Origin of the sequence: Alkalibacterium sp. f15, from assembly GCF_049389645.1 — a bacterium.
Taxonomy (GTDB): Bacteria; Bacillota; Bacilli; order Lactobacillales; family Carnobacteriaceae_A; genus Alkalibacterium.
The window spans coordinates 2,198,255-2,216,859 of sequence record NZ_CP186540.1 but is presented as its reverse complement, the minus strand read 5'-3'; the positions used below and the strand labels follow the sequence as shown (position 1 = coordinate 2,216,859).

The following is an 18,605-nucleotide window of genomic DNA, read 5'->3' as shown; positions in this document are numbered from 1 at the left end:
AGAGTAAATCGCTTCCATTATAATGAAAGCGTTTGCTATCTGGGCTATATCGAAATTCATTAATCTTATTATTAGTATATGCAATAGTTAATGATACACACTTATTAAAAGTACATTTATCACATTATTATATTTTTCATTGAAGCAGAAATTTGATATAGTATTATTATTATAAATTATCACTAGCTATATTAACTATTATAATAGAAGAAAGACGTCGATAAAAGGAGAACGATTCAATGGAAAACCGCATCAACCATCAAAAAATGGATGGTTTACTGAAACAGCTGGAAGACGATTATATAAAATCTGTCAAGGAGAATGAGAGCTCTAATGTGGAAGCATTTATTGAAAGCTTCTTGTACGCTTCCTGGACATATAATGAACAGCATATGGAAGAAATCACAACCGTTTTGAGTCGCTATTCAAAAGAGGAGATACCTAAATCAACTATGAATGGTGCCTTCAGCGAAATGACCGATCAGCTCCGTCTCAAACTTCAGCAACTGGATAAAGAAAAAGAATACCCTCTACTTCACTCCGACCACGGATCTAACTTGATTGTTGCGTTGGTTGACGGTCTGATGGTTCAGTATTTTGTCGGTGTGTATGACATGGAACGCTTGAGAGAACTAACTCCATTTTTGAAAAAAGTCACACTAAATACCTTACGCTTGGAAGTCGAGTAGGAATGAATATATTTAATAATTTTAAATTCAGTAAAAAAAGAAAGCTAGGAGAAATTGATATCCTCCCAGCTTTCTTTTATCATCTAATTAATCTATTAACATATCGATTACCCTTTGTTTTTATTATAAATGTCTATTGCTACAGCAAACAAGAGAACTAGACCCTTGATCGCCATTTGCCAGTCTGTACCGACTCCCATTAATGACATTCCGTTATTCAATAATGCCATAACCAGTGCACCAACTAGTGCACCAACTACTGTACCAATACCACCGGAAGTAGATGCACCACCAATGTAACATGCTGCAATAGCATCTAGTTCAAATCCGCTACCCGCTTGGGCTGAAGCGGCGTTTAACCTTGCTGAAAAGACCATACCTGCTATAGCGGACATAACTCCCATTGAAGCAAATGTCCAAAACTTAACTCGTTTGGTATTTATTCCGGATAGTGTAGCTGCTTTTTCATTGCCACCAATCGCATATATATGTCGACCAATTGTAGTTCTATCTGTAATAAATTTAGCAGCCAATCCTAGTATTGATAATATTATTAATACATTTGGAATGCCCTCATAGTTACCAAATGTATAGAACATCCATAAAATAGCTAAGGAAAAGGCAGTTATTTTTAAAATGAATCTTGTGTTACTTTCTGTATTTGCACCAAATTTCAAGTCTTTCATCCTACTGCGAATAGACATAAAAACATATAGAGCTACAAAAATGAATCCTAATCCTAAAGTCAGCATAAAGGGATTATCAGTAAAAGCATCTGTTAAAAATCCACTACTCATTAACTGGAAAGCTCTCGGATATGAAGAAATCGTTTGACCATCTAGTATTACTATGGTCAATCCTCTAAACGTTAATAGTCCAGCTAATGTAGCAATAAATGCTGGAACATGAACGTAAGCTACCCAGAATCCATGCCAGGCACCAATAAGTAGTCCTACCAGCAGACATATAAAAATAGCCAGATATACGTTCATGTTATTTTCAATAATCAATACTGCACTTAAAGCACCTGTAAATGCTAAGACCGATCCCACAGACAAATCAATATCTCCCAGTAATACCAGCATCAGCATGCCAATTGTAAGAATGAAGATATAACTGTTTTGAAGAATAACATTGGTAATATTCATAGGTAATAGTAAAATACCATCAGTTAAAATTTGAAAAAGTATGATAATTAAAGCTAGGAATATATACATACTGTTATTAACCAAAAACTTCTTAGCTGAATTTCTAATTGAATTTTCTTCTTTATTTAATCCACTATTTTTTATTGCTTCTTGAGTTTGCATTATTTATGCCCCCTTTTTGTTTACACTCATTGTCATATATTCCATTAGTTTTTCCTGGTTCACGTCAGCCGTCTTGAATTCTCCAGTAATTGTTCCTTCATTCATTGTATAGACGCGGTCAGAAATCCCCATTAATTCTGGTAATTCTGATGATATGACAACAATTGCTTTTCCTTGATCAGCTAAGTCTTGAATAATTTTGTATATCTCATATTTTGCACCAACATCTATTCCACGAGTAGGTTCATCTAAAAACAGAATATCAGGTTCAGTAGCAATCCAGCGACTCAAGACAACTTTTTGCTGGTTCCCACCACTTAAACTATCCACTCGTTGAAAAACGTCAGTTGATTTTATATTTAGTTTCTTTTTATATTCACGACTTTTTTCTAACTCCCTGTTTTTATCTATAACCGTATTTTTGGAAACCTTCTCTAAACTTGCTATGGTAATATTGTTTAATATGTCTTGAATAAGTACTAAGCCATCACCTTTTCTATCTTCAGTGACATAGGCTAACCCATTTAGTATAGCCTCCCTGGGATTTTTAAGTTTAATGGGCTTACCATCTTTAATTAATTCACCTGATATATTCTTTCCATAGCTTTTTCCAAATATACTTTTTACCAGTTCTGTTCTACCCGCACCCATTAAACCAGCAAATCCTAAAATTTCACCATTATTAACCTTAAATGAAACATTATTTATAACAATTCGTTCAGTATCTATAGGATTGTGTACAGTCCAATTCTTAATTTCCAGAGCAACCTGACCTTCATTCGGTGTATGACTCGGGAATCGATTATCTAAGCTTCTTCCTACCATCCCTTTGATAATTCTATCTTCGCTTATTTCATTTTTTTCTTTAGAAAGAGTTTCAATTGTTTCACCATCTCTTAATATAGTAACGTTATCAGCAACTTCGATAACTTCATTTAATTTGTGAGAAATGATGATTGAAGTAACGCCTTCTTTTTTAAACTCTTTTAATAATTCTAATAAGTTCTCACTATCATTTTCGTTTAGCGAAGCGGTTGGTTCATCTAATATCAGCAGTTCTACTTTTTTTGAAAAGGCCTTTGCGATTTCGACTAATTGTTGTTTACCTACACCGATATCTTTAATTAAAGTAATAGGATTTTCTTTAAGCCCAACCGTTTTCAATAATTCTTTAACTGAGATAATTGTTATATTTTTATTCACTATCCCTTTCGTTGATTGTTCATTTCCAAGGAATATATTATCTGCTATAGACATATAAGGTACCAGAGCTAATTCCTGATGTATTATAACAATTCCTTTTTCTTCACTCTCTTTTATATTCTTAAACTTTGAAACATCACCTTTATACACTATATCTCCACTATACTCACCATACGGGTATACGCCACTCAAAACCTTCATAAGAGTTGATTTACCAGCTCCATTTTCTCCTACCAGAGCATGAATCTCTCCTTCATTAACTTTGAAATTGACATTGGACAGTGCTCTAACACCAGAAAACTCCTTGATGATATTTTTCATTTCTAGAATATAAGACATGACTACACTCCTTTCAAAATAATATAGGTTACCCAATCTAGAGAGAAAGGATAACCTACGATGAAGAATTATTCTACGTCTGAGCTATCTATATATCCGCTATCGATTAGAATTTCTTGGTAGTTTTCTGCATCAACTGCTATCGGATCTAGCAAATAGGTTGGGATAACTTTTTCATTATTATCAAATGATTCTGTATCATTTACTTCAGGTTCATCGCCATTAAGAATTGCATCTACAATTGCTGCTGCTGCTTTTGCAAGAGCACTAGTATCTTTAAATACAGTCATTGTTTGGTTACCTTCAATGATAGAATTGACTGAGGATACTTCAGCATCCTGACCAGTAATAATAGGCATCGGTCTAGATTCGCTACCATAGCCCATGCTTACTAATGAAGAAACTACACCTTGAGCAATAGCATCATTTTGAGCCAGGATAGCATCTACATCTTTATCTGTGTAATGACCTGTCAATAAATTATCCATTCGAGTTTGAGCATTTGAAGCACTCCAGGATTCAGTAGCTACAGAATTAAAATTAACTTGCCCACTTTGTACAATCAGTTGACCTTCATCCATATAAGGTTGCATCACATTCATTGCACCTTCAAAGAAGAATCGCGCGTTGTTATCATCAGGTGCTCCACCAAACAATTCAATGTTGAATGATTCATCAGTATTATCCAGATCCAGTGCATCAACGATATACTGTCCTTGGATTTCACCTACTGTAACTAAATCGAACGTTGTGTAATAGTCAAGATTTTCAGTGTTCATTATTAATCGATCATAAGCTATTACTGGAATATCTTGATTGGCTGCTAGATTTACTGGGTCAGATAATGTACTACCGTCAACTGGTGCGATAATTAAAGCATCTACTTTTTTTGTAATCATATTTTCAATTTGCTCAGATTGTGTTTGAGTTTCACCTTGAGCATATTGAATATCGACATTGTAACCAAGACCTTCTAACTCAGTGACCATATTGTTACCGTCTTTTTCCCATCTTTCAAGAGACTTATCCGGCATAGAGATACCAACTGTTTCATTTTCTGCGCCCGAACCACTTTCTGAACATGCAGCTGTAAGTAAACTAACAGAAACCAATCCTGCTATTGCAAATGCTTTTTTCATCAGACATTGCTCCTTCTTGTTTTATTTTGGTTTTAAATCATATATAGCGTTTTCATTTTATAATTAATAAGTAAACCAACTATACTTAATTATTGCTATACTCTTTTAAAACCCTTACATTTATGAAACTATTTAGTTTGTTTGTTTAATCAACTAACTAGTAAGTATACTCTAACATATCATTTCAATATTAGTCAAGCAAAATAAAAATGTTTATTTTCCCTAATCATGCTCAAGAAAAAAACATATCCAGAGGAACGTTTGAGAGAACTAACTCCCAACTTGAATTTTTTTATACTTCATGCATTGAAAAGCGAATCGATACAATTAGTCTGATTTTAAACAAACAAATACCAAGTATCCTGCATATAATATATCATGCAGGATACTTGGTATTTTATTCAATAGATTACTAATTTTAATCATCAAGTAGTTTTTAACAGTTTAACTGATCACTTTTTAAATTATTGAAAATTCAAAAATACTAGATAACACTAAAGTCTTAACAATTAGATTAATACGAACGATAATCCAAGGTTCTTACTGCTGAAAAATCAAAGTATCATTTTCAGTAATAGTAAATTCCCTAGTTTTAAAATCAGCTTTAAATATCGCAATCGACTCTTTATCTTTACTCTCTCTCGTTATAATAATCTCTGACTCTGAGGGAGTTTCGGTAATGATCGATCCTTCCAAGTCAAACGCTTTTGATACATTCCTGAACTCTAGCAGTTCTTTTAACTTTCTAACCACTGGTCTGCTCATTTCATCTTGTACTTCGTCTTTTGAATAGTAGTGACGATTGATATTTCTACCTTCTTTTGTACTTTCCAGCAGTTTTATATCATTTTCTCCAGCCAGTAAACCAACATAGTATACTTGCGGAATTCCCGGTGCGAAAATTTGGATTGCTCTGGCTAGCAGATAACTTTCATCTTCATTGCCTAAAGCGCTGAAATACGTGGTGTTGATTTGATATATATCTAAATTGTTATAACTCTCTGATGAATAAACTTTTTTCACGTTTGCCCCAACGTCATATAATTTATCTGATGTGTAACTTAGTTCTTCATCAGATAAAATGTCTTTCGCATCCACCACGCCTATTCCATCATGTGTATCGAGTGTCGTAAACTGTTTCATTGGGCTCTTAGCTAACCAAGATGCCAAGCGATTAGTTTTTCCGCTATATATCGAATAGAGAACTACCATAGGTAAAGCAAAATCATAGATGTAATAGTCATGATCAGCTATTTTCATTTGAATAGAATAATGTTCATGAATCTCCGGCAACACTTCTATCTGATATTTTGCCGCTTCGCTTTTTACTTCATCCAATAATTCCCAAATCTCTGGTTCGACAAAGAAACAATTGGTATTTAATTTTTTTATCGCATAGGCAAAGGCGTCCAACCGAATCAACGAACAGCCATGACTGGCCATATCTTTTATTGTATCTCTGATAAAATCTTTCGTGACCTCTTTCGTGACGTCTAAATCGATTTGTTCTTCCCCAAATGTATTCCAAACTTTCTCTTTGCTGCCATCGTTGAACTCTACTTCTTGAAAAGGAGCCACATCTTTGCGTTTATAAATCAGATCGATATCCTCTTGAGTAGGTCCTCCGTCTTTGAAAAAGTCACTGATTTCAATAAACATATCTTTGTAAATTGATGCATCATGCTTTTTTTTGTAATCTTGAAAGAATGTAGATTCTCTGGAAATATGATTTATCATAAAGTCAAACATCAGATAATATTTTTCTCCTAATTCCTCTACTGCTTGCCACGTTCCGAATTTAGGATCAACGACGGTGTAATCACTTGGAGCGAATCCGCGATCCCCTGTTGAAGGGAAAAACGGTAGTAGATGAATACCTCCTATAGCTTTAGAGTAATGTTCATCTAATATACCGGATAGCTCCTTGAAATCTTTTCCTAAACTGTCTGCGTAAGTGATCAGCATCACTTTGTTTTGTATCTTCATAAATTTTATTCCTCCTTATTATTTTATTTCTGCAACTGGAAACTTATTTGTTAGAATCGGTTTAATAATCTTTTCACGAATCAATTGTACCAAAGGACCAGTAAGAACTGCCAGCATTAAAGTCCCTATTCCCACCACAGCTCCAAAATTAAACCCTATTATTACTGCTAAAATATCAACAAACATACGGGCAACAAAAAATGGAATACGCTGGTTGCTTTTATCGATGATTAAAATTGCTAAAGCATCATAAGGAGCTATTCCAAGTTCAGCTTCCATGTACATTGAAATTCCAACACAGGCTAAGGCAGTAGCAAGTACTGTCACCGTTAAACGCAATAAAAATACAGGTTGAGCTGGCATTTCGTTCAATAAATAAAAGAAAACAATATCAGAAGTGTATCCAACCATTATCATATTCACAATAGTTCCTATGCCAATCGTTTCTCGTTTAAATAATAAAACGAGAATAAATAAAATGAAATTTATAAACATTTGGTAAACACCAAATGAGAGCCCTACTGCTGAACTAACGCCCAAGTTCATAGTAGTGTACGGATCTGTACCCAAAGCTCCATATCTTAAAAACGATATTGAAACTCCCAAAATGAATATCCCCAATAACATTAATAAAATCTTCGTGCTTTTATTCAACCTCTTACTTCCTTTCATTTTGAAAAAGTTAAATTACATCTTGCAGCCCTTCATTGAAATAGTAAGCATCTTTCCACGGAGACGTTCTTCCTACATATCATTAATATTAATAAATGTAACTTTTGATTTTATTATTAAAGGTGTTAATAAGATTTTGATTTCTTATTAACACCTTTTGAAATTCTACTATTTAATCATTAGTCACCTTGGATATTTTAATGATTTCACTCCTGAAATCTCCAATCGGGTGAGGTTCAGTGCTACCCTCCACTGGTACCACAGGGTCTATATAAATCCCTTTATTCATTAACTCGTCACCATAGTAACATGACTCTGATTTATTTACTTGGTAAAGAAATTCTGGTTGAAGGCCTTTGAATTTGACTCTTGCTGATAGAGTATTGGCACGATCCAGTATTTTGTAAAAATACATTAGAGCTTCATCTTTTGCTTGATTCACTATCATCCAGGATGTACTGTCTTTTGAATCAAACGGACTTATTATTCGGTAGAATGTTCCAAATTGTATCAACGAGCGATTCTCTTTATAAAAGTCTATCTGATTTCTCACTGTTTCTTTGTCATCATCATTCATTTGGGTTACATCCAGTTCATACCCGAGATTACCTGCCATCGCTACATCGCCTCTCATCTTAAGAGAGGTGATACGATTAACCTGATGATTAGGAACCGCTGACACATGGGATCCCATAGAGCTAATCGGCATGGTCATACTTGTTCCTGTTTGGATCTCCAATCTTGCTACAGCATCAGTATTGTCGGATGTCCACGTCTGAGGCATATAATGTAACATGCCTGGGTCATATCGTCCGCCCCCACCCGAACAGCTTTCCCATAAGATGTGAGGATACGTACTAGTTAAGTTTTCCAACATTTCATATAAGCCCAAGATGAATCTATGCGCTACTTCGCCATCTCGAATGGCTGGATTCTGCGATCCCAATTCACTCATATTACGATTATAATCCCATTTAATATAATCGATAGGCACGTCATCCAAAATCTGTTTCATTTGATTCAACACATGATCTCTGGCTTCTTTTTGACTGTAATCAATGACGAACTGGTCTCTTCCCTGTGACGGAGCACTGTCCTTGGCTTTGAGCACCCATTCTGGGTGATTTCGATATAAGTCACTATCTTCTGATATCATTTCCGGTTCAAACCAAAGCCCAAATTTGAGCCCTTTACTTTTTATTTTTTCTGCCAAAGCTTTCAAACCGTTCGGTAATTTAGCTTTGTATTCAAACCAATCTCCTAATGATGAAAGATCGTCGTCTCTCTTTCCAAACCACCCATCATCTAATACAAATAATTCAATACCCAAACTAGCTGCTTCTTCAGCCATATTTTCTATTTTATCTTCAGTAAAATCAAAGTAGGTCCCTTCCCAATTATTGATTAAAACGGGGCGTTCTTTATTTTGATGTTCACCCCTAATTAAGTTGTTTTGATAAAGTTGATGAAGGTCCTGAGACATCTTATTTAATCCTTGATCACTATATACCATGACTACTTCAGGAGCTTGAAAAATGTCTCCCTTATTCAATTTCCAGGAAAAGTGTTCAGGACTTATGCCCATTTGCATTCTCGTTTTTCGATATTCATCAACTTCTACATTGGCTACAAATTCTCCCGAATAAACAAAGTGCATCCCGTAAACTTCGCCACTGTGTTCAGTTGTGTCCGGATCAGTTAAGGCCATAAATGGTTGATAAGTATGACTAGTTGTCCCTCTTTTTGAATCTAGTTTGTGTACACCTCTAGAGAGTTTGTCTCTTTCAATTTCTCTTTCTCTACCCCAGGCACCTGGCAGCTGAACAAGGTCAAAATTTGAATGATCAAAATCTACAGAAGCACTCAATAGTTTTTCTATTTCAATTGCCTCAACATTATTATTGATTATCTCTGTGGAACGGGTGATGACGCCATAATTTTCAAATATCGTATAAAAGAGATGGACCTCTAGTTTTTTACTATTATCCACTAAAGTGATCTTCAGTGTTTTTGCTTCATTATCTCTACTAATATAAGTAGCAGGTAATCCATCTATACCTGGCTTACCTTCAATTATTTCAAAGGAATCATATTCTAAAGCTGTATTGAACGATCCGTCTTTATATCGAATACTCAGTGCTGATTCTCTATAATCACCATTATTATCTCCTGGAAATTCCTGTGGCAATGTCGTTAATGAAAACTCTCGACCTTTTATTTCATTAGGTATCACGCTAAAAGAACGGTCTGCATAGCGATAGTCTGATTTTGACTGATTATCTGAAACAGCTTTTCCCCAATAATTATGTGTTAAATACTTTCCTTGTTCTATTGAAAACTGATAACTAACAATGTCGTTTTTCATATGGAAACTTTTAGTTTTTTCATTGTAAAAAATATTCATTATTTACCTCCTGTAGATGCAATACCTTGAATGAATCGTTTTTGGAAGAATATATACAAAATGACCATAGGAATGATCGCCAGCACTGATCCAGCCATTAGTTCCGGATAGTTCGTAGCATATTGTCCCTGTAAACTGGCCAAACCAGCTGATAAAGTCATTTTATCTTGAGACATATTGACGATTAAAGGCCACATTAAATCCTTGTAGGCAAATAATGATGTGAATATAGCTAATGATATTAAACCAGACTTAGCTAATGGCAAATAGATCTTATAGAAAATCTGCCAGATATTCGCACCGTCAATTGTAGCTGCTTCCATTAATTCATCTGGCAATTTCATGAAAAATTGACGTAATAAAAATGTACCGAATGCTGAGACTACACCTGGGATTACTAGTGCGGAAACTGTGTTTAATAAACCTAAATTTTGAACAAGTAAATACTGTGGTGTCAGAAAAATCTGAGCTGGTATCATCATCTGTGTTAAAACGATCATGAAAAAGATGTTTTTCCCGGGAAATTCTAATTTTGCCACGGCAAAAGCAGCCATTGCACTGAATAAAGTTGATGAGATGATTCTGAAGAATATCATGAGACCTGTGTTAATGAAAAAACTTATGAATGGTAGGGCATTCCAAACCTCGGAATAATTCTGCCATCTAAAACTAGCTGGCAGGATTTGTGGTGGTAGTGATGTAGATTCAGCTACAGTTTTTCCAGAAGTCAATATCATCCAGACAAAAGGGAGAACCATACCAATAGCACCTAAAATCAATATAATGTGTATAAGTGTTTTAGTTTTTATATTTAAATTATTATGCATACTCATTTCCTCCTAATCATAGTTGACCCATTTTTTCTGACCGACTAATTGTATAGCTGTAATAATCATGATAATTATTACCAATACAATGATTATCGCTGATCCATACCCTTTGTCATTCAGTACGTAAGATTCATGGAAAAATACATACACGAGCGATTGGACCGATGCGAGAGCTGGGTTAGTGAGATCAAACATAACAAAAATGACATCAAAAACCTGTAACGCCGAAATGATACTTGTTACTAATACAAAGAAAAGTTGCGGCGTCAATAAAGGTAAAGTGATCTGGAAGAATTGTCTCACCTTACTGGCACCGTCCATAGTAGCTGCTTCATAATAATCTTTTGATATTTCTTGCAGTCCCGCTAATAGCAGTATCATGTTATATCCTATATTAGACCATACACCTACGATAATAACGGCCCACAGAACGAGATTCGGATCTGATAACCATTGAATATTTGCGTCAAATCCTAAACTACCGATCACTATATTTATCAGACCGTATTGAGAATTAAATAACCATCTCCATACCATCGCAACTGCTGCTGGAGCAGCTATCATTGGTAAAAAGTATAATGTTCTGTATACGCTCAAACCTTTTATTTTAGAGTTAAGTAAAACAGCTGCAAAAATAGATAGAACTATAGTGATGGGCACCTGTATCCCAGCGTATAGTAACGTATTACTAAGTGATTTCCAAAAAATCGTATCATTAAACATTTCAATATAATTATCTAAACCTATAAAAGTTGATTGACCAAAAGTACTGACGTTGTGAAAACTTAAATACACAGTTTGAAAAACCGGAAAAATATTCAGTACTAATAGGCCAATCAAAGTTGGTGTTATAAATAACCATCCCCAAAACATCATGTTCTTTTTTTTATTGAATTTAGCTTTTTTAATAGTTGTAGTCTTAACGCTTGAACTTTGAGCTTCCATAATATACCTCCCTATAAATATGGGCCCAGACAATTGTCTCAGGCCCATTTTCAGCAACAATTAAAAAGTCAGAGAATCTTATTACTTTTCACTTTCCAAAACTTTTTCGACTCCAGTTATTATGGTTTCAGAAACTTCTTCAACAGTGGCCTCTCCTTTAAAAACTGGGATCAACGCTTGATTTTCTGCATCTTCCCAACGAGCTGTAAATTTAGAGTAAGGCTTAATCACTGGATGCTCCATTTGATCTAGATAAATTTGTGTATTAAATTGAGGATAGGCATCTAGGAAGGAAACATCCGTCCCATTCAGTGCTGGAATTGCGCTTCCGTGTTCACCTTGAATAATCATAGCTTCTTCAGATGATAAATATTCTAAAAATTTACGAGCCTGTTCAGGATGATCTGTAAACGCTGATACTGAGTTAGCTAAACCGTTATAAATGACTGCGTCTTGAGTGCCTTTAGGCATTGGTGCTACATCAACATTTTCGTTCGTATATTCGTTTTCAGCTAATTGTGAAATCATCCAAGACCCGAAGAATCCCATTGCACCACGTCCAGATTGAAAGAATGTTAAATTGGTATTATCTGCAAATTGTCCCACTGTAGGTGATACGCCATGTTTGACGCTCAAATCAGCGTACCACTGTACAGCTTCTTTGGTCTCATCTTCTCTGAATCCAGAGGTGGTCTTATCTTCCGATAGTACGTGCCCACCATTTTGATAAATGAAGTTATGATAGCCTTCTTCCCTATTAAGAGGGGCTAGAACACCATATACATCATTATCTAGATCAGTAAGCGCTTCTGCATTTTCCAATAAATCATCCCAAGTCCATTCGGCATCCGGATAATCTAAGCCTGCTTCATCGAACAAGGCTTTGTTGTACCATAAACCAATATTGCCGTAATCTTTAGGTACACCTAACATTTGGCCGTCTTCAGTTGTATAAACTTGTACTAACTCTTCTGGAAATTCATCCATACTAAGCGTGTCACTTTCATTTGGCAAGTCAGAAACATCCATTAATATTTGGCCTTCTGAATAATTAGAAAATTCGTTGGAGTGCATCCAGAATAGATCGGGTAAGCTTTCTCCTTGAGCACCTGATTCGAGTTTAGTCCAATACTGATCCCATGGCGTTACTTCTACGTTTACTTTAATTCCAGGGTTTTCCTCTTCAAAAGCATCTGCAATTGCATTCATGCCAGCAGCTTGACCTTGATCCCAAATACTGTAAGTTAAGGTAGCATCTCCGTCAGAAGAACTTTCAGAATTACAAGCTGTCAAAATTAGAGCTGCTCCTAGTCCTACTGTTAACGATAATCTTTTCCAATTTCTGTTCATAGCAATTACCCCTTTTATAATTCTTTTAGTAAAATATTTACTTAAACAACACTCTTTGTAAACGCTTTACTATAGTACTATCATATCAGATTAACGGTCAAAACAATTGACTTTAATAGTGTCAAACCCTACGTTTTTTTAGTTTTAGTAAATATTTACTCTTCGCTTTTATAATGTTCTCTTACTTTTCTGTACTTACTGGGGGTCATCTTCATCTTACTTTTAAAGATTCTAGTGAAACTCAATGGATTACTATAACCTACCATTTCGCTTATATTCTGAATCGATTCTTGTGTCGTATCTAGTATTTCTCGGCTCTTTTGAAGTCTATAATCGATCAAGTAATCATTCATTGTTCTACCCGTTGTCCTTTTAAATAATTGAGATAAATAAGATGGGTTTAAAGCCATTTTTTCACTTATACTATATATAGAAAATTCTATTCTATGATAATTGTCTTGGATGATCTGAATGGCTTGATTAGTGTATTCTATATCTTTGTTAATAACATCTGATTTATGCTCAGTGTCATACAGGTCTCGTCCAATTGATAAGTTTGCTAAAAGTAAATATAAGTATCCTTGAAGAATGATTAAAGATTTATTGTCTGTGATGGGCGCTTTAATGATTTTATTCATCAATTTGATAGTGTCCTTTGCATTTTCAACACTTCCCACAGGTGTTTGTTTACTTAAACCAATACTTTTTAATAACATTTCGACGTTCTCTCCATGAAAACCAATCCAAGAATACTTCCATGGAAAATCTTCGTCAGCTTTATAATAGTTTGTTTCATTCGGGTATATAAGAAAGAACTGACCTTTTTTCAAGTTATAGGTAACTCCATTTGAAATAAAAATCCCTTTTCCTTCTTCGATTAAATGAATTAAATAATATTCCCTTCGTGCTGGACCATAATGATGACTGGGAACGCAAGCTTCTGTTCCTTTAGTTAAGTAATAAATATCATTAAACCGTTTATTTCTTTGGAAATAATCTTCTTCCATATCATCACTCCTCGTATTATTTACTCCACAATATGATTATACAGAAAATTTTAACATCTATTTGATGATTATTTGAATCCTTTTCAATGTAAAGGATTTCATTTTATGCCTTTTAATTAACTTCATACTATTTCATAAATAAATATGAATTTGTCCATTTATGAATTACAAAAAAGCAATACTCAAAAGAGCATTGCTTTTTTCGAAATTGATTCGATACGCTTCTTTAATACGGCGGCCGATCAGTATAATTTAAACCGGTTTTCCATTCAAGTGAAAATCTGCTTCGATCTCAAACATTAATCAAAACTATTTTTCATAATTAAAATCAGAAAACACCCAAAAAGATTCGGGTTCATCTTTTTGGGTGTTTTTATAAAATTATTTTTTTCTTGCTTGAGCGATCCAACCATACCTTCTACAAAGTATTTCTACAGAACGAAGATGAAGATAGCGATCATAACTGCCATGTTGTCAACGGTATAGCCTGCTCTCATTGTGGAGATGATCAAGTGTGTGGTTCCAAACTTAAGTGATACTGGTAACTCTCATTCGTCAGTTTATACTTATCCAACACCCCTGGTCCACAACTCGAAGAACCAATGCCATTCAGTTTGTAATCAACATTCAGTTCAAACGCATCTGCTTTTAAAAGTTCGTAGATATGTTTGGCTTCGTCCAGTTGTTCGGTACTGTAAGCTCTTAAACTGAAGTTCAACGCTTTTCCTTTGACAATGAGTCCCGTGCCGTCGCTGTGTGTGAAACTGACCCAATCGACATCGCTGCGGTTCCCATTTTCTTGAGGCATAATGTAAGGTGTTTCCAATTCATCACTCTTCATATCCCAGACGTCCTTGCGAGTAGCGAACTGAATATCCGGATACGATTCGCCAGGACCGTTGCCGTACCATGAGACATTTTCGAGCCATTTCGAGACGTTCATGCGAAGCCCGATTTTCGGTAAAGTCAGTGGGCCGTTGCCGAACTTTTCCCCATTGACGTCGATATCGATAACGCCGTTTGGTTTCACCGTATACTTAACGATCGACCTGAAACCCCAGCTTAAAACAGGCGGAGCCAACGTGCTTTTCACTTCAATAACGATGGTCTCGCCTTGCACATCAACTTTCACGTCTTCCGTTCTTTCCTGGAAGTGATCGACACCGTATTGTTTCCAAATATCACTGTTCGGACTGGTATTAAATTCATCGTGTCCGATGCTGTCGTTGTCCGTCATGGCTCGCCAGAAATTGTTCTCTGGTCCCTCTTCGATCAAGAGGTCTCCATTCACCATATACGTACTGATCTTGCCTTTGAAGGTATCAAAGACCAGTTCAAAGTGTCCGTTTTGAAGGATGAGTGTGTCTCCTTCTTCAAATAGTTCGATCGGTTCTTCTGTCGAAATAGCCTTTGGATAAGTCACTTCATTACCTAAAGTGAATTGATCCCAAGCTACTAAATGACCCCGGTCGCTCCATCTGCTTGCTGTTTCAGTTTGAAACTCGACCAGCAACTGAGATTCTTTTGTGATCTCTGTCAAGTCAACTGGTAAGTCGATTGTTTCTGATTCATGTGCTTTTACGCCACTCACGTCCAGCTCACCTTGCTTCACTATCTTTCCGTTCTGTTTAAGGACCCAACAGCCTTTGAGATGATTTAAAGCAACGAAATCATAGCGGTTCGTGATGGTAAGTCTGTTGCCACTTAGCTCTGTTTTCACCGGCTGAATGGCCCGTTTGTAATCAAGCAGTGCGGGCGAGGGTGTGCGGTCCGGGAAGATCAAGCCGTCAATGACAAAGTTACCGTCATGCGGGTGTTCACCGAAATCGCCACCATATGCATAGAATTCCTGACCGTTTTCATTCACGGATTTGATCCCGTGATCGATCCATTCCCAGACAAAACCGCCTTGCAGGCGCGGGTATTTATTGAACAAGTCGGTATACTCTTTGAAACCACCTGGCCCGTTACCCATCGCATGCGCATATTCGCATAAGACATGCGGTTGTTCGAGATGGGTCTGTTTGCCTAATTTTTCAAGCCGTTCCACGTCTGTATACATCGTAGAAAAGAAATCGGCACTCTGGTTCAATTGTTTCGGTTCATAATTCGATTCATCCAGGATACGAATGCTTTCGCCTTCATAATGAAGGAGACGGGTATCGTCTCGCCCTCTTGCCCACTCAGCCATGGCCAGATGATTCTGTCCAAAGCCCGATTCATTACCAAGCGACCAGATAATAACAGCCGGATGGTTCTTGTCCCGTTCGACCATGCGCGTGATGCGGTCGACATAATTTTGCTGCCAGTCTTTGTTGTCACTCAACTGGTCCGGATCATTGATCAATACAAACCCGTGTGTTTCCAGATCCGTTTCATCGATCACATAAAAACCGTACTCATCACACAAATCATAAAAACGCGGGTCACTTGGATAATGAGACGTTCTGATCGCGTTGATATTGTGCTGCTTCATCAGTTTAAGATCCTGTTCCATCACATCGACGGTGACATACCGGCCGTGTTCGGGATGAAACTCGTGCCGGTTCACGCCTTTAAATAAAATACGTTTTCCGTTCACTTGGATCAGACCATCTTTGAGTTCCACTTGCCTGAACCCGACACGCTGCGGTACCACTTCCAAAATGTCGTCATCGTTCTTGATCATCAGCTGTAAATGATACAGATATGGTTCTTCAGCTGACCATTTGTGTGGCTCTTCGATCATTTTGCTAATGTTTACTGTCTCTTTTTCAATCAAAACAGTTTCTTCAAAGACTTTATTTTGTTCATGGTCTAAAAGCTGGACCACCAAGTCTTTACCGATCGATGCTTTTGTAAATTCGACAGAAAGATTGAGTTCAGCATCTTTATACTCAGGATCAAAGAGTGTTTTGACGAAATAATCTTTGACCCCGGCGGCCTCTTTGGAAACGATATAGACATCTCTGAAAATGCCCGACAGCCACCACATGTCCTGGTCTTCCAGATAACTCTGCGCTGACCACTTGTAAACTTTAACTGCCACTGTATTTTTTCCTTCAACTAAAAATTCCGAAACATCAAACTCGGCTGCGATGCGGCTCCCGGTTGAATAACCGATATATTCGCCGTTCAGCCATAGATCGAATGCACTGTCGACACCTTCAAACCTTATCACTGAGCGTTCATTCAAGTCGGTTAAATAAAATTCTTTCCGGTATGTCCCTGTCGGATTATCTGACGGAATATGCGGTGGATCGACCGGAAACGGGTACTGTACATTTGTATAATGAGGTTTGCCAAATCCTTTCATCTCCCAGTGTGACGGAACATGAATTGATTCCCATGATTGATCATTGAATTCTTCCTCGAAAAAATCTTCGTCTACGTCGTTCGGATGCTTGCCGTAATGAAACTTCCAAACCCCGTTCAGTAATGTAAAACCGCTGGATAGTGTCCGGTCATATGTGAGTGCTCTTTCACTATCTTTGTAGGTAAAGAAGTACGCATGCTCGGGCTGACGGTTCACTTCCAGCACATCTTTTTTCAAATAGTTCATAGAAATGATGGTTCCCACCTTCCTTCAATAAGTGTTGATAATAATCGTTTTCTGATCCCTTTTATTTGTTGTTGTAATAATCATAATTAAAACCGCAGAAATATGCAAGCGTTTTTACGAAATGTTTACTAAAATTAGTAAAGCGTTATCTTTCGCAAAAAAAACACTTAGTGATAATTTTATTATCACTAAGTGTTTTTGATTTGTTGTTACTCCGATAACATGATTTCTAAAAGAAAGTTCTATCAAAAAGTTTCAATCAATAGTTAACACAAGCTTTTAATTATTTCACTTTTTATTAATCATCCAGTGAAATTTCTTTCAAATCAAAACCGAAATCGTTTAATTGAATAATACTAATCGGATAGTACTGATAGTCTCCAGAATGAATTACCTTCGATTGATCATCATTAATAGTTAATTGAAATTCTTTGCTTCCGGCAGTGAGTTCCATTCCACCTTCTTCATCTCGAGGTTCATAGTCTATTGAAAGTTTGTTATCACTAACTACTTGATGAGTTATATGAAAACTACCATACTCCCCCCATGCTGGCACAATGTCATGATACACACTATCTGTAATTACAAATACATGAAAAATATTAGAGTTAAAAGGAGCATCTTCAAACGCTGCATAGAAACCTTTGAAATCATCCTTTGTGATTTCCTTTGTTTTCTCTTCTTCAATAGTTGAGTCATTTATTTCTGATTCACTATCGGTTGAGTCGTTAGTTGCTGCTACCTCTTCATTGTTATTTTCTGTGTTATTGTCACTTTCACTGCTCTTTTCTGTATCGCTATCATTGACAATATTCTTTTCTTCATCAATTTGAGCTAGTAACCTCTCAGATTTCATAATAAACCCAGACGATCCATCCTCATATGTCGATATCTTTTTAATTTCTTGGATAGCTTCATCCATATTTTCATCTGTTAATAATTTTTGAGCATTTGAGTAATGTGTGGTTTGAGCTAATAGTGCCGCTGCTCTATCGTCTCCCTCTCGGAATGCTATTGCTTGCTCAAATTGCACTTCTGCTCTTGAGTAATCTTCTGCTATAATATAATCTAATCCAGTCTCGATTGCTTTATTGTAATCACTCGATGAATCCGCTGAGCAGCTAGATAAGATAGTTAATACTACTAATGCTCCAAGAGTATATTTTTTATTCAACATACTAAATCTCCTT

The 18,605-nt window shown here is 36.2% G+C and carries 13 protein-coding genes; 1 reads left to right on the top strand and 12 read right to left on the bottom strand.

All coding sequences use genetic code 11. The annotated features are described in order from the left end of the window. Positions 1–239: 239 nt before the first annotated feature. Positions 240–689 (top strand): hypothetical protein, encoded by a 450-nt coding sequence (locus ACO1PF_RS10485; RefSeq protein WP_423189005.1) that lies wholly within the window; start codon positions 240–242, stop codon positions 687–689. 107 nt (positions 690–796) lie between these two features. Here the strand turns inward: ACO1PF_RS10485 and mmsB are convergent, their stop codons facing one another. The 12 genes from mmsB to ACO1PF_RS10425 all read right to left on the bottom strand — a co-directional run bounded on the left by mmsB (position 797) and on the right by ACO1PF_RS10425 (position 18,592). Further along, complete coding sequence (gene mmsB / locus ACO1PF_RS10480) at positions 797–1,999, bottom strand: multiple monosaccharide ABC transporter permease (RefSeq protein ID WP_423189004.1); 1,203 nt, start codon at positions 1,997–1,999, stop codon at positions 797–799. Between the two features lie 3 nt (positions 2,000–2,002). Further along, a complete protein-coding gene (mmsA, locus tag ACO1PF_RS10475) occupies positions 2,003–3,541 on the bottom strand; it encodes a multiple monosaccharide ABC transporter ATP-binding protein (RefSeq protein ID WP_423189003.1) in 1,539 nt (512 codons plus the stop codon). Between the two features lie 68 nt (positions 3,542–3,609). Continuing rightward, complete coding sequence (chvE, locus tag ACO1PF_RS10470) at positions 3,610–4,680, bottom strand: multiple monosaccharide ABC transporter substrate-binding protein (RefSeq protein WP_423189002.1); 1,071 nt, start codon at positions 4,678–4,680, stop codon at positions 3,610–3,612. Between the two features lie 540 nt (positions 4,681–5,220). Then, on the bottom strand, positions 5,221–6,666 hold the full coding sequence (gtfA, locus tag ACO1PF_RS10465; protein ID WP_423189001.1) for a sucrose phosphorylase: 1,446 nt from the start codon (positions 6,664–6,666) through the stop codon (positions 5,221–5,223). 18 nt (positions 6,667–6,684) lie between these two features. Then, positions 6,685–7,320, bottom strand: coding sequence for a YczE/YyaS/YitT family protein (locus tag ACO1PF_RS10460; RefSeq protein ID WP_423189000.1), 636 nt, complete (start codon positions 7,318–7,320; stop codon positions 6,685–6,687). A 190-nt stretch (positions 7,321–7,510) separates the two neighbouring features. Then, entirely contained in the window at positions 7,511–9,742 is a 2,232-nt protein-coding gene (locus tag ACO1PF_RS10455) for an alpha-galactosidase (protein ID WP_423188999.1), read from the bottom strand. Beyond that, positions 9,742–10,569, bottom strand: coding sequence for a carbohydrate ABC transporter permease (locus ACO1PF_RS10450; protein ID WP_423188998.1), 828 nt, complete (start codon positions 10,567–10,569; stop codon positions 9,742–9,744). The genes ACO1PF_RS10455 and ACO1PF_RS10450 overlap by 1 nt, the downstream gene beginning before the upstream one ends. A gap of 12 nt (positions 10,570–10,581) precedes the next feature. Then, complete coding sequence (locus tag ACO1PF_RS10445; protein WP_423188997.1) at positions 10,582–11,517, bottom strand: carbohydrate ABC transporter permease; 936 nt, start codon at positions 11,515–11,517, stop codon at positions 10,582–10,584. Positions 11,518–11,598: 81 nt separating this feature from the next. Next, the gene (locus ACO1PF_RS10440) at positions 11,599–12,867 is read right to left on the bottom strand and encodes an ABC transporter substrate-binding protein (protein ID WP_423188996.1); all 1,269 of its coding nucleotides are present in this window, start codon (positions 12,865–12,867) and stop codon (positions 11,599–11,601) included. 155 nt (positions 12,868–13,022) lie between these two features. Beyond that, a complete protein-coding gene (locus ACO1PF_RS10435; protein ID WP_423188995.1) occupies positions 13,023–13,874 on the bottom strand; it encodes an AraC family transcriptional regulator in 852 nt (283 codons plus the stop codon). A gap of 508 nt (positions 13,875–14,382) precedes the next feature. Beyond that, positions 14,383–17,415, bottom strand: coding sequence for a glycoside hydrolase family 2 TIM barrel-domain containing protein (locus ACO1PF_RS10430; protein ID WP_423188994.1), 3,033 nt, complete (start codon positions 17,413–17,415; stop codon positions 14,383–14,385). A gap of 298 nt (positions 17,416–17,713) precedes the next feature. Then, entirely contained in the window at positions 17,714–18,592 is an 879-nt protein-coding gene (locus ACO1PF_RS10425; protein WP_423188993.1) for a hypothetical protein, read from the bottom strand. Positions 18,593–18,605: the final 13 nt, after the last annotated feature.

Coding starts and splice junctions, on each gene's coding strand:
- ACO1PF_RS10435 (WP_423188995.1), bottom strand. CDS start 13,874: ATGGAAGAAGATTATTTCCAAAGAAATAAACGGTTTAATGATATTTAT.
- ACO1PF_RS10485 (WP_423189005.1), top strand. CDS start 240: ATGGAAAACCGCATCAACCATCAAAAAATGGATGGTTTACTGAAACAG.
- ACO1PF_RS10450 (WP_423188998.1), bottom strand. CDS start 10,569: ATGCATAATAATTTAAATATAAAAACTAAAACACTTATACACATTATA.
- ACO1PF_RS10425 (WP_423188993.1), bottom strand. CDS start 18,592: ATGTTGAATAAAAAATATACTCTTGGAGCATTAGTAGTATTAACTATC.
- mmsA (WP_423189003.1), bottom strand. CDS start 3,541: ATGTCTTATATTCTAGAAATGAAAAATATCATCAAGGAGTTTTCTGGT.
- gtfA (WP_423189001.1), bottom strand. CDS start 6,666: ATGAAGATACAAAACAAAGTGATGCTGATCACTTACGCAGACAGTTTA.
- mmsB (WP_423189004.1), bottom strand. CDS start 1,999: ATGCAAACTCAAGAAGCAATAAAAAATAGTGGATTAAATAAAGAAGAA.
- chvE (WP_423189002.1), bottom strand. CDS start 4,680: ATGAAAAAAGCATTTGCAATAGCAGGATTGGTTTCTGTTAGTTTACTT.
- ACO1PF_RS10455 (WP_423188999.1), bottom strand. CDS start 9,742: ATGAATATTTTTTACAATGAAAAAACTAAAAGTTTCCATATGAAAAAC.
- ACO1PF_RS10445 (WP_423188997.1), bottom strand. CDS start 11,517: ATGGAAGCTCAAAGTTCAAGCGTTAAGACTACAACTATTAAAAAAGCT.
- ACO1PF_RS10440 (WP_423188996.1), bottom strand. CDS start 12,867: ATGAACAGAAATTGGAAAAGATTATCGTTAACAGTAGGACTAGGAGCA.
- ACO1PF_RS10430 (WP_423188994.1), bottom strand. CDS start 17,415: ATGAACTATTTGAAAAAAGATGTGCTGGAAGTGAACCGTCAGCCCGAG.